The sequence below is a fragment of the Flavobacterium microcysteis genome (assembly GCF_006385255.1).
Classification (GTDB): Bacteria; Bacteroidota; Bacteroidia; order Flavobacteriales; family Flavobacteriaceae; genus Flavobacterium; species Flavobacterium microcysteis.
Genome location: NZ_VFJE01000051.1, coordinates 57,218 through 69,817, shown reverse-complemented (window position 1 = coordinate 69,817; position 12,600 = coordinate 57,218). Strand labels below are relative to the sequence as shown.

General features: G+C 37.2%; 13 protein-coding genes. 7 read left to right on the top strand and 6 right to left on the bottom strand.

The window, feature by feature from the left end; genetic code table 11:
- Position 1 precedes the first annotated feature (1 nt).
- Positions 2–841 (bottom strand): 1,4-dihydroxy-2-naphthoyl-CoA synthase, encoded by an 840-nt coding sequence (locus FJA49_RS04460; protein WP_139999283.1) that lies wholly within the window; start codon positions 839–841, stop codon positions 2–4.
- 69 nt (positions 842–910) lie between these two features.
- On the opposite strand from FJA49_RS04460, the gene FJA49_RS04455 reads away from it, so the two are divergent.
- The 3 genes from FJA49_RS04455 (at position 911) to FJA49_RS04445 (ending at position 3,998) form a co-directional block, all read left to right on the top strand.
- Positions 911–2,020, top strand: coding sequence for a C1 family peptidase (locus FJA49_RS04455; RefSeq protein ID WP_139999281.1), 1,110 nt, complete (start codon positions 911–913; stop codon positions 2,018–2,020).
- A gap of 77 nt (positions 2,021–2,097) precedes the next feature.
- Entirely contained in the window at positions 2,098–2,526 is a 429-nt protein-coding gene (locus FJA49_RS04450; protein WP_139999279.1) for a PH domain-containing protein, read from the top strand.
- Between the two features lie 245 nt (positions 2,527–2,771).
- Positions 2,772–3,998: a sterol desaturase family protein gene (locus tag FJA49_RS04445; protein WP_139999277.1), complete on the top strand. Its 1,227-nt coding sequence runs from the start codon at positions 2,772–2,774 to the stop codon at positions 3,996–3,998.
- Here FJA49_RS04445 and ygiD read toward each other — a convergent pair whose 3' ends face one another.
- The 4 genes from ygiD to menD form a co-directional block, all read right to left on the bottom strand.
- Positions 3,999–4,832: a 4,5-DOPA-extradiol-dioxygenase gene (gene ygiD / locus FJA49_RS04440; protein ID WP_139999682.1), complete on the bottom strand. Its 834-nt coding sequence runs from the start codon at positions 4,830–4,832 to the stop codon at positions 3,999–4,001.
- Between the two features lie 294 nt (positions 4,833–5,126).
- Positions 5,127–5,702, bottom strand: coding sequence for a hypothetical protein (locus FJA49_RS04435; RefSeq protein ID WP_139999275.1), 576 nt, complete (start codon positions 5,700–5,702; stop codon positions 5,127–5,129).
- A 66-nt stretch (positions 5,703–5,768) separates the two neighbouring features.
- Positions 5,769–6,602, bottom strand: coding sequence for a CvfB family protein (locus FJA49_RS04430; RefSeq protein ID WP_139999273.1), 834 nt, complete (start codon positions 6,600–6,602; stop codon positions 5,769–5,771).
- 91 nt (positions 6,603–6,693) lie between these two features.
- Positions 6,694–8,346 carry a 2-succinyl-5-enolpyruvyl-6-hydroxy-3-cyclohexene-1-carboxylic-acid synthase gene (gene menD / locus FJA49_RS04425; protein WP_139999271.1) on the bottom strand — a complete coding sequence of 551 codons (1,653 nt, stop codon included), beginning with the start codon at positions 8,344–8,346 and terminating at the stop codon, positions 6,694–6,696.
- A 97-nt stretch (positions 8,347–8,443) separates the two neighbouring features.
- Between menD and FJA49_RS04420 the strand changes: the two genes are divergently transcribed.
- Positions 8,444–8,944 (top strand): GNAT family N-acetyltransferase, encoded by a 501-nt coding sequence (locus tag FJA49_RS04420; protein ID WP_139999269.1) that lies wholly within the window; start codon positions 8,444–8,446, stop codon positions 8,942–8,944.
- 57 nt (positions 8,945–9,001) lie between these two features.
- Here FJA49_RS04420 and FJA49_RS04415 read toward each other — a convergent pair whose 3' ends face one another.
- On the bottom strand, positions 9,002–9,592 hold the full coding sequence (locus tag FJA49_RS04415; protein WP_139999267.1) for a glutathione peroxidase: 591 nt from the start codon (positions 9,590–9,592) through the stop codon (positions 9,002–9,004).
- A gap of 273 nt (positions 9,593–9,865) precedes the next feature.
- On the opposite strand from FJA49_RS04415, the gene FJA49_RS04410 reads away from it, so the two are divergent.
- From FJA49_RS04410 to FJA49_RS04400, 3 genes are read left to right on the top strand one after another with little or no spacing between them, the layout of a single operon-like run.
- Positions 9,866–11,299 (top strand): hypothetical protein, encoded by a 1,434-nt coding sequence (locus tag FJA49_RS04410; protein WP_139999265.1) that lies wholly within the window; start codon positions 9,866–9,868, stop codon positions 11,297–11,299.
- Between the two features lie 7 nt (positions 11,300–11,306).
- Positions 11,307–11,915, top strand: a complete 609-nt coding sequence (locus tag FJA49_RS04405; RefSeq protein WP_317131697.1) for a DUF6705 family protein — start codon at positions 11,307–11,309, stop codon at positions 11,913–11,915.
- A 27-nt stretch (positions 11,916–11,942) separates the two neighbouring features.
- Entirely contained in the window at positions 11,943–12,557 is a 615-nt protein-coding gene (locus tag FJA49_RS04400; protein WP_139999261.1) for a DUF6705 family protein, read from the top strand.
- The last annotated feature ends 43 nt before the right edge of the window (positions 12,558–12,600 follow it).

Sequence of the window (12,600 nt, the reverse complement as noted above, 5' to 3'; positions counted from 1 at the left end):
GTTATGGCAAATATTTTTTCTCGAAGTTAGGCTTTCTTTTTTCCAAAAAGGCATTTCTTCCTTCTTTTGCTTCATCTGTCATATATGCCAGACGAGTTGCTTCACCTGCAAAAACCTGCTGTCCAACCATACCATCATCTGTAAGATTCATGGCAAACTTGAGCATTTTTATAGAAGTTGGCGATTTAGCCAAGATTTCCTGAGCCCATTCATAAGCTGTATCTTCTAATTCAGCATGAGGAATTACGGCATTAACCATTCCCATTTCAAAAGCGTCCTGAGCTGAATAATTTCTTCCTAAAAAGAAAATCTCTCTGGCTTTTTTCTGTCCGACCATTTTTGCCAGATACGCAGAACCGTAACCTCCGTCAAAACTTGTCACGTCAGCATCGGTCTGCTTAAAAATAGCATGTTCTTTACTTGCTAATGTCAAATCGCAAACTACATGAAGGCTATGTCCGCCTCCAACAGCCCATCCCGGAACTACAGCAATAACAACTTTAGGCATAAAACGAATCAGACGTTGCACTTCTAAAATATTTAGACGGTGCATTCCGTCATCGCCTACATATCCTTGGTGTCCTCTCGCCTTTTGGTCTCCACCGCTGCAGAAAGAATAAACACCATCTTTTGAGGATGGTCCTTCAGCAGAAAGCAGGACAACGCCAATTGATGTATCTTCCTGTGCATCGTAAAAAGCCTGATACAGTTCGCTTGTCGTTTTTGGACGGAAAGCATTCCTTACATCCGGACGGTTAAAAGCGATTCTTGCAACGCCATTAGACTTTTTATAGGTTATATCTTCAAAATCTTTAACAGTTTCCCAGTTTATTGAACTCATTTTTATACTATTTTAGCGTAAAAATAAATCATTTTTTACAGACTACGAATAACAAAAATTAAAATATAAATGAGACAGACTTTCTTACCTATTGCTTTGCTTGCATTTGCTTTTTCAGCATATTCTCAAAAGTATGAATTCCAAACCGTTAAGGACATTGAAGCGACTCCTGTGATTTCTCAGGATATTACCGGAACTTGCTGGAGCTTTTCGTCTACTTCTTTTCTGGAAGCTGAAATTATCAGAACAACCGGCAGAAAAATTGACCTTTCTGAGATGTACAATGTCCGTAATACCTACCCTAAAAAGGCATGGAATTATGTGATGCGTCAAGGAAAAGCGCAATTTGGCGAAGGCGGACTTAATCATGATGTTATCAATAGTGCCAAGGAATTTGGTATCGTGCCTTTGACTGCATATTCAGGATTGGTAGGAAATGCTACCAAACACGACCATTCAAAAATGGCGAAGGAATTAGAGGATTTGCTAAAGAAATATGCCAATCCGTCCAAAAAACTAGATCCGAAATGGAAAACGGATGTAGAAGCTATATTGGACAAATATATGGGCGCTACAGTAACTGAGTTTACTTATGATGGAAAAAAATATACTCCAAAGAGTTTCCTGGAAATGACCAAGCTTAATATGAAAGACTATATTACGATTACGTCTTTTACAAACGAGCCTTACTACAAGACTTTTATCCTTGACATTCCTGACAATTTTTCTAACGGAAGCTTTTACAACATGCCGCTTGACGAGTTTGTACAAAACGTAGACAATGCTTTGGATAAAGGTTATACACTGGCTTTGGATGCTGATGTAAGTGAAAAGACTTTTTCAGGGAAAAACGGAATTGCTGTCATCCCAGAAAATGAAGCTGATGAGAAAACGATTCTTACAGAAATCAAGGCTGAAAAGAGCATCACTCCTGAATTCCGTCAGCAAGAATTTGAAAATTACAATACTACTGACGACCATTTGATGCATATTGTTGGAAAAGTAAAAGACCAAAAAGGTAATATTTACTATAAGGTAAAAAATTCATGGGGTTCTAAAAACCTTGGAAATGACGGTTATATTTACATGAGCGTTCCATATCTAAGATTAAAAGCTATTTCCGTATTACTACATAAAGACGGACTTATGAAAAAAACTAAAAAAGAGCTAGGAGTCTAATTCTTTTAATTCTAAAAAAAGAGTCGGGATTTTTTAATCCCGATTTTTTTGTTTGATCTATTTTCTTAAATTTAAAGATGAAAAAATTTTATTCTGACCATCATATTCCTACTGTCACTATGCTGTGGCTGATTGTCGTATTTTTAATCGCAACTCCTTTTTTTACGCCTAATCAAATTTGGGGCGAAATGTTTATCCCTATTATTATCGTAGCACTTTGTGCTCTTCTCATTCTATGGATTCTTTTGGATACCAAATATGCAATCAAAAACTCTTTTCTTCATTATACCTCAGGCCCTATACGTGGGAAAATTGATATTTATAAAATCAACGCCATAGTACACCAAAAGAAATGGTTTGTACATTCAAGCCTCAAGCCTGCCCTGGGAAGTAAAGGTCTTGTTATCAAATATGGCAAATTTGACGACATTTATATTTCGCCAAAACGCAAGCAGGAATTCATCGATGCGCTGTTAGAAATCAATCCTCACATCGAAATCGAATAGAAAAACTGTTAAAGTTTGCTCTTTTAAAATTATACAATGTGTAATTTTGAAAAGCTTATTTTGCTGACTCTTCAGAAAATGTTTCTTATTGTTTCCCTTTCGATAAAATGCGACCGAATTTCGGAAATTTATGAACAGCGGTTGATAAGTTGCTTATCCAGTCCTCTACTTTTTTTTGATAACTTTATCCTACAAAAGCTCTAAAAATGAGCCTTTTATAAAGTACCACTAAAACATAATGGGATATGGAAAACATTAATTTTCTGGCATTTGCGATGCCTGCTTTTTTCCTTTTCGTCTATTTAGAATATAAATTAGCACAACGCAGGAAACGTCCGGAAATCTTCAATTACGAAAGTTCTGTTTCAAACATCAGTATTGGTCTGGCAGAACGCCTTATCAACCTTTTTATAGCAGCAAGTTTCTACCAGCTTTTCTACTATATCTATGAGCACTACCGAATTTTTGATATCCCGAGCAATTTCTGGATTTGGGTCGGGCTTATTCTAGCTACCGATTTTGTATGGTATTGGTATCATAGGCTCGGGCATGAAGTAAACTTTTTTTGGGCAGCGCACATTGTACACCATCACAGTGAAGAATTCAATTTTACAGCTGCTGCCAGAATTACGACTTTTCAGGCTATAATCAGGACTGGATTTTGGTGCATACTGCCTTTTATCGGTTTCCACCCGAAAATGGTTATTACAATGCTGATTGTTCACGGGGCTTACTCCTTTTTCACGCATACGCAGGTCATCGGACGCATAAAATGGCTGGAATATATCTTTGTAACTCCATCTGTACATGGCGTTCATCATGCTTCGGATGAAAAATACCTGGATAAGAATTATGGCGATATGTTTACTTTTTGGGACCGAATGTTTGGAACTTTCCAGGAAGAAGAAGAAAAACCAAAATACGGATTGACCCATCCACTAAAAAGCTATAGCTTCTTATGGCAGCATTTCCATTATTATTTTGAAATATATGAGCTTTGGAAACGTTCCAAAGGATTTAAGGCAAGATGGGATGCCGTTTTTGGTAGTCCAGCAGCAATGGATCAAGATATCCGACCGATGTTGGAAGAACGTTTTCTTCAAGACAAAACCGATCGTAGCCACCGACTTAAGTTTCGAAATTATTTATACATACAGCTTGCCGTCAGTACGCTTATCCTGACTGTTTTTACGTACTATTTTAACAGCCTTGGCTTCTATGACAAGATTTTCGGACTTTCTTTTATCATTATTACGCTAATCAACTGTGGAGCACTGTTGGAACAGCGCAAATGGATTTATTATCTGGAATATTCAAGACTTTTTATCCTTTCCACCTATTTGCTTTATATTGAAAATCTTGCGGAATATTTCCTTGTTCCTGTAATTATCATGGTAGCTGCGGAGAAGATGTTCTCATTAAGTCGAAAATATCAAAACCTCGTATTGCAAATGGAAACGGCTAAAAGATAATCAGCCTATTTTTACGGATGTCATGTTTAAGGAACCGCCTACGAGCTTATCGTTAAAGAAAGTCGTGTCTTCCTGATTATCTTGCAAGGCAAGCGAATACAGCATCGGATAATAATGATCTGGTGTTGGCACGGCTAGTTTTGATGCTTTGCTTAGATTTTCGTAATCGATTAGGGCTTTGTGGTCTCGGTTTTCTATTTTCTGCTTAAAGATGTCATTCATTTCGATGGCCCAATCAAAACCATATTCGGGTTCTCGTAATTTTTTCCAGTCAACCATACGGAGGTTATGCACCATATTCCCGCTTCCGATAATCAATACGCCTTTTTTGCGAAGCAGCGCTATTTGTTTTGCCAGATCGTAATGATATTGTGCTGGCTTGTTATAATCAATACTCAATTGCAGTACCGGAATATCAGCATCCGGATACATATGCCTTACTACTGTCCAGGTGCCGTGGTCGAGTCCCCAATCATGGTCAAGGCCAACATCTGTAGAATGAATCAATTTGGCAGTTTCTGCAGCCAACTCCGGGTTGCCTTTCGCCGGATATTGTACATCAAACAACGCTTGCGGAAAACCTCCAAAATCATGGATTGTTTTGGGGTTGTTCATGGCCGTAATATGCGTACCACGTGTGAGCCAATGTGCTGAAATGACCAGAACTGCTTTGGGTTTGGGAATTTCCTTTCCCATTTTGGCCCAGTTTTGGGAAAACTCATTGTCTTCTATCCCATTCATGGGCGAACCATGCCCAATAAATAATACCGGGTGTTTTATATCTTCTTCGTTTAAGCCCTGTGTCCAATTATAAAAAGGCTGTAGTGATGCCATAGCTATTCCTCCTGTTATCGTTTGTATAAAATGCGAACGTTTCAATTCTATAATATTTGTATATACAAATGTATGAAATATTCTTTTATAAAACTCAAAACACCTTTACCTGTAAAAAACACAAAAACTCAGCACCTCAGAATCTTAGCGTCTTAGCACCTTTTTTTAAAACGCTGATCAATGCGGATTAAAGAAATTAACGCAATTTGAGAAGTCAATAAACTTAGTGCCTCAGAACCTTAGCAACTTAGCACCTAAAAAAAAGCTCCCTCTTAATTGAGAAAGCTTTTTAAATTATTTTTTTCTTGAACTTTTAAAGGTATATCCTATTCTTGCATGAAGGTCGAGCCAAACTTCTCCAGAATCATCAAAAGAATGTTTTTTGTTTAGCATAAAATTATATCCTAAACCTGCACCAAGTTCATAGTTAAAATCACTTTTTCCTATATTTCTTTTGATTCCCCATTTTGGAACAACAGCTACCTGATGATTCAAATAAGCATTTTCAACTCCTGTAATGACAAACCAATCCGGACGATAGCTTACCATAAGAGTTACAAAGTTTGCTGCATTATTATGTATGTTCTTTCCGTCAGTTCCTCTTTTTTCAAGATTATAATACCAACGTGGCTCAAAAGTAATTACAGGTACGAGAGCATCGAAATCGGGATTCTTATCATTATCTTTCTGTGTAAAAACATCGAGTCCTATCTCAGTCCTTAGCGTAAATTTATCAGAAAGCCTGCTTTCATTATTCAACCAAAAACCGACAAGTCCGGTCTGGAATGAAAATGTTGATTTTTCAACGGAAAAATCCTGAGCAAAAATTGTGTGGGCAGAGAGAAGAAATAGAACGTAAATTTTTTTCATTTTGGATGAGATTTTAATTAGTCGGCAAAAGTAGTAAAAAACTCTCTTTTTCTATTTAAAATCTTATTACTTTACAAGGTAAATTCCGTCTTCTTTTATTTCAATTAGTTTTTGCTTATACAGCACCCCTATTGCCTTTTTAAACGTTTTTTTACTCATTTTCAACACCGTTTTGATGTCTTCCGGATGGCTATCATCGTTCAGTCGGAGAAAACCTCTACTAGCACGAAGCTCATCCATGATTTTTTCGGCATTGGGTTCTACGGCATCAAAGCCTTGTTTCTGTAAAGCCACATCGATTTTGTTGCCCGGACGGATGGCTTTGATATAACCACGCAAACGGTCGCCGGTTCTGATACGGTCATCGTATACTTCATCCTTATAGATCAGTCCTTTGTGCTGTTCGTTGATAATGACATTGATTCCCAAGTCTGTAATATGCGAAACAATAAGGTCGACTTCCTCTCCTACTTCAACAGTAAGTTCTTCATTATTCAGGAATTGGTTTGTCTTGCTGGAAGCAACGAGTCGGTTTGTTTTTTCGTCCATGTAAAGGAACACCAGATAGCGTTTTCCTTTTTCCATTGGGCGTGCTTGTTCTTTAAACGGAACAAGGACATCTTTTTCCAGTCCCCAATCCATAAAAGCTCCCACATTGTTAATGTAATTGACTCTTAAAAGTGCAAATTCATTAAGCTGGATGTAGGGTCTTAAAGTCGTAGCTACTGGCCTTTCTTCGTGGTCAAGATATACGAAAACTTCAATTTCTTCTCCTATTTCAAATACTTTCGGGACATATTTATTGGGTAGCAAGACATCGTCTTTACCATCGGTTAAAAACAGTCCGACTTGCGTGTCCCTGTCAATTGTCAGCGTATTGTATTTTCCTATTTCAATCATTTCTTTTCTATTGCAAAGTTTCTAAGTTGCAGAGGGCAAAGGTACAATCTTATATGCAAATAATATTGAACCTGTTAAATTAAGGCTATTCTTAAACCAATTCTTTAAAATACTGCAGCAATATCTTATCGTTTTCTAATGTAGGCGTAAAAATCTCCAATATTGAAGGCTTTTTGCTGTCATAAAACTCTTTAAGCCCTTTTTCTAAAGTCGTTTCATTGCTTGCGGAGAAATAATCAAAAAAGTACATTTTTGCCAAATGTTCTCCGGTCAGGCAATGCGAGGTTTCAAAATAGGTATTAAAAACCGGTGTTTCCTGATGTCCCGGAAGAATCCTGAAAATGCCTCCACCTCCATTATTAAGCAAGATAATTTTGAAGTTTTTAGGAATATAGTTGTTCCATAAGGCATTACTATCATAAAGGAAACCGATATCACCCGTAATCAGGATTGTTTCTTGTCCGCTGGCTAATGCAGCACCAACTGCCGTTGAGGTACTTCCATCAATACCACTTGTTCCTCGGTTGCAGAAAACGGCTATGCTTGGGTCGATGTCGATCAATTGGGCATAACGGATTGCAGAACTATTGCTGATTTGTAACTGGCTGTTTTTTGGCAAACTTGGAATTACCTTATCAAAGACAGTAAAATCTGAGAATGGTATTTTAGAAAGATACAGGTCGTGTTTTTCTTTTCTGATTGCTTTTAGCCCTTGTGCTTTCGCATTATAATCAGATACTACAATCGTTTCAGACAAAAATCGGTTTAGGAAATCATTCGGTTGGGTGATAAAATGCTTGGTTAACGCTCCAAATGTATCATAAGCCCGTAAAGTATCAACATGCCAGTGCGCTTTAGGCCTATATTTCCTTAAAAAAGCCTTGATTCTTTTTGACACGACCATTCCGCCAAAAGTCAGTAGGATTTCCGGCTGGAAATCTTTAAAATCTTCATCAGTAAACGGCGTGATTATGGTGTCGATATTGTTTATAAAATTGGGATGGTGCAGATTTGATGTCGTTTCGGTCATCACGACTACCGACGGGTCTTGCGCCAGATGGTTTATCACTGCTTCATCAATCGAATCCGGATCGTTTACTCCTACTAAAACCAATTTCTTTTTTGCAGTATTCCATTGCGAAATAAACGGTCCTAAATCTTCATCAGAAGATACATCTTCAAAGGTGGTTTCAGAAATAACCGGGCTTACTTCCAATTCAGAAACGGTTTCATACAAAGGTTCTTCAAACGGGGCATTGATATGAACCGGCCCTTTTTTAGCTAAAGCCAGAGTTATTGCATCTGCAATTTTAAGATCGTTTTCCTGAGAAGCTTCTTCAGTCAGGTTTGCGGTATAGATGATATGATTGGCATAGACATTTTCTTGTCGGATAGTCTGTCCATCGCCTATATCAATCTTGCTCAAAGGCCTATCTGCCGAAATCACAACTAAAGGAATCTGACTGTAAAAAGCCTCTGCAATAGCCGGATAGTAATTGAGTAAAGCAGATCCTGATGTGCAGACAACTGCCACCGGTTTTTTAGTCTGTTGTGCCATTCCCAAGGCAAAAAAAGCAGCACACCTTTCATCGGCTATGCTATAGCATTTAAAGTCTGAATTGTTGGCAAAACCAATAGTTAGCGGGGCATTTCGGGAACCTGGAGAGATTACAATATCGGTGAGTCCTTTAGCCTTGCAAATTTCAAGTATGCTTTGTGCTAAAGGTATTTTTGGGTAAATCATTCTTTATAGTATCAAGACCTCAAAGATACGAAGTTAGTAAGGCTTTCTGCGCATTCTTGCCAAGTTTTTCTATCTTTGGAAATGAAAATATTAAGAAATGGAAATCCATATCCGAGCTGCCCGAATTGAAGACATAGAAACTATTTTAGAAGTCGTAAATGACGCCATATTAAACACCACGGCCATTTATGATTATGATGTCAGAACCCTGAACAATCAAATCGATTGGTTTACTGAAAAACAGGAACAGGACTTCCCTATTGTTGTTGCCGTAGATGAAAATGACAGTGTACTGGGATTTGGAACGTATGGCAGTTTCCGCCTAAAAATTGGCTATAAATTTACGGTAGAACATTCAGTGTATGTCAAAGAAGGCTTTTCTGGAAAAGGAATTGGCAGGCAAATCTTATCGGAATTAATCGAGATTGCTAAAAAACAAAAACTGCACACTATAATCGGGCTGATTGATACCGATAATGCCGGAAGTATTGCCTTTCATGAAAAATTAGGCTTTGAAAAAGCAGGTGTTCTCCAAGAAGCCGGATATAAATTTGAAAGATGGCTTGATGTACAGCTTATGCAGTTGATTCTGAAATAAAAAAAGCTTCCAAAATCGCTGACTTTGAAAGCTTTCTTATTTAAGTTTTAAACTATCTTATGCTTTAATCCAATTTACAATTTCAGGATCGGTTGGCAATGTTTTTGGAGAGATTACTTTTACCAATTCTCCTTTTTCGTTGATTAGGTATTTCTGGAAATTCCATTCTACTTCTGAATCCTGCAAACCATTTTTAGATTTCTCAGTCAGGAATTTGTAAACGGCATCCATATCATCCCCTTTTACAGAAATTTTGCCCATCATAGGGAAAGTCACACCATAATTTCGTTCACAAAAAGCCCCGATTTCTTCATTACTTCCTGGTTCTTGAGAAGCAAAATTATTAGCCGGAAATCCAACGATTACAAAGTTCTTTCCTTTGTATTGGTCATAAATTGCCTGCAAGTCTTTGTATTGCGGTGTGAGTCCACATTTTGAAGCCGTGTTTACGACTAAAATTTTCTTCCCTTTTAGAGAAGCAAAATCAAAATCGTTTCCTTCCAAATCTTTTACCTTAAACTGGTAGATTGTTTCTTTAGTCATTGTCTTATTTTTTTGTGTTGCCGTTTTTGCATTTTTCTCCTGTGCCTGATTCTGCTGGCACACCAAGCAGCTTAGCAAAGCAAAGGTGAAGGCTAGTTTTTTCATCTTTTTATTTTTTATAAAATTAGAAAATTAGGCCACTGTTTTCGTTTAAACTTTTGTTAAATAAATGACACCGAAATCCAACCAACCCTACTTCCAAAAATCTCAAATCAAAAATCTGAAATCAAAAAATCTAAAATCTAAAATCTAAAATCTTAAGTCTGCAATCTAAAATCAGAAATCTACTTCATAGGTTCATCATTTTCACTTTATAAACCTTTTTGTTTATATTTGAACATCTCCCACGCCAAAATAAGTATTTAAAAGCCAATTAATATGAAACAGCAACTTAAGCGTGCGCCCTATTTTGTCGTCGGACTCTTCTTGTTCGTGGGCTGCCAGACAGAAGAAATCCCTTTTACCGAATGCGAGCAGCAGGACATTCGAAAAGTAACAAAAGTGTCCTTCACTACATTCAAGAACCTCACCGGACTCACCGATTTCAAAACCACTTTTGTACTTCCTAAAAACAACAACGGCCTTGTAGCAAGACGATCCAGCAGCGGCTATGTTCCCAATGATTTTATCATAGATACTGACCAGATTACCCAAACTGTAGTGGACGGAAAAACATCTTATTCTTTCCCGATAACTCCCAAAGAAGGCGAAAAGGAAGACAGTCGGTTCTATCTCGTAGTCTATGACAAGGAAGGCAGCTGGCTGGACATGGTTATAGAATCTGATTTTTCTAAAGATGCTTTTGGCAACCCAAACGAAACCGGATACCGTGAAATTTATGCCAGTGCCGCCAGAGGCACGGGTTGCACCACTATCTTTACTTGGGTTATCAAATGCAACCGCAGAGGCAGATGTTCTACTGGTATCTGTGATCGTTGCTCCATCTGCTTAAAAACAGACAGCGAGAGAATCTGCGGAAAAGATGATGGCGGTTATGGCGATGGTGCTGGCAAGCCGTTAGAGCCAATAGAAGGCGGAGGCGGAAGCAGTAACATCAAGCCGGGACTCACAAAAGGTGAAGTTGTAGTTACCTTGCCATCACCTGGTAATACGGACACGCCATGCCGGCAATTAAAAAGCCTTTTGGAACCTGACCATGACAACAAGCAGCTGGTACCCAACATCAAGCCGCAGATACTCTGGCTACAAGAATTGGTAAATGAAAAAGTGGAATATGGCGTAGAAATTAAAAAAGGCATTAATTTTAATGGTGATATGGTATATACTCCAACACGTGTGGAATCTGAATCGAGTTCAGAAGTCACTCTTAATACCGGTAATCGTATGATGGGATGGTTGCACAGTCACCCGAAAAGTGGCTTTGGAATATTTTCTTTTCAGGATTTAAAATTCTTAAAAGAAGCCTACGAAGAAACTTCTGAAGATAACAAAGCTGAAATTTTTACGATTATGGTTTGCCGTGACAAGACAGATCCGACGAAGATTAATACTTATGCTATAAAAATAGATGATGTTTTGGCTTTAAGAGCTAAAATTGATGCCGTATGGAATGACCAAGAATATTCAGCGTCAAATGATGATATAAAACTTGGAAAAATTCACGCAAAACAAAAAGAGGATTATCATTATTATACTGATGAACTCGAGTTCGGTTTTTTGATGCAGTTTGCAAATTCAGGCATATCTTTATATAAAGCAAATGTACAACTGACAAGCTGGACCAAACTTGAACTTGAAGCAGATACGGGACATAACCCTCCTTTTAAAGTAAAACAAACATCTTGTAATTAAAAAAATTATGAAAAACATATTTAAAATACTATCAATATTCCTTATTACAATAAGCTGTAAAGCACAAAGTCCTGTCTTTGACATTATGGATTTACAACATAGGGTACAAAGAATCAGAGGTGCATATCATAAAGATATGAACGACTTGTTAAACCCATTTGAAGGAACATACGTCTATACTAATGGCAATACCTCGTTAAAAATAGTATTACAGAAAAAAAAGTCTTTTAACACTAAATATTATGAGGACATGATTATAGGTGAATATCAGTACATAGAAAATGGAATTGAAAAGATTAATACTTTAAATAAACTATCTATAAATTTTACGGACGCTTGGAATTATAGTGTCGGAGCAAATCTTATAATTACTGCAGGACAGGTAGGTTGCGATGAATGCCTTCCAAATGAAAAAGCACTATCCGGAGGACTTGTAGATGAATTAACACATAATAACGCAGATTTAATCATAAGAAGAATAACTGTAAACGGCATCCAGGCAATCAAAATATTGGTTGTGTGGAGAATGAAATACAAAAAAGAAACTGACCCCATGCCTCCAAGAGCAAGCTTTCCGGGAGGAGAATATATCCTGACAAAGCGACTTGAACGATAACTCCGCTATCTTTTTTAATTATATGCCATGAAACAACTTTCTAAAATACTGCCAATATTCCTTATTGCTCTAAGCTGTAAAGCACAAAGTCCTATATTAGATATATCTGAGAACCGAGGCACAGACAATATTACTGGTGCCTATTATAAAGATACCCATAATCTATTAAATCCTTTTGAAGGGACATACATCTATACAAATGGTAATACATCTTTAAAAATTGTACTACAAAAGAAGATAAAATCAACAGTCAACAATAACAGATATTATTATGACTATTTGATAGGAGAATATCAATATATAGAAAATGGAATTGAAAAGATTAATACTTTAAATAAACTTTCTATAAATTTTTCAAATGCTTGGAATTATAGCATTGGTGGAAGTCGTATTATTACTTCCGGAAATACAGGATGTGATGAGTGTTTACCAAATGAAAAAGCATGGAGAGGTGGACTTGTAGATGAATTAACACATAATAACGCAGATTTAATCATAAGAAGAATAACTGTAAACGGCATCCAGGCAATCAAAATATTGGTTGTGTGGAGAATGAAACACAAAAAAGAAACTGACCCAATGCCTCCAAGAGCAAGCTTTCCCGGAGGTGATTATATCTTGATAAAACAGCCGGATAGGTAATTTTGATACTCAGTCAAATGATTATTAAATAAAAAAGACTCTG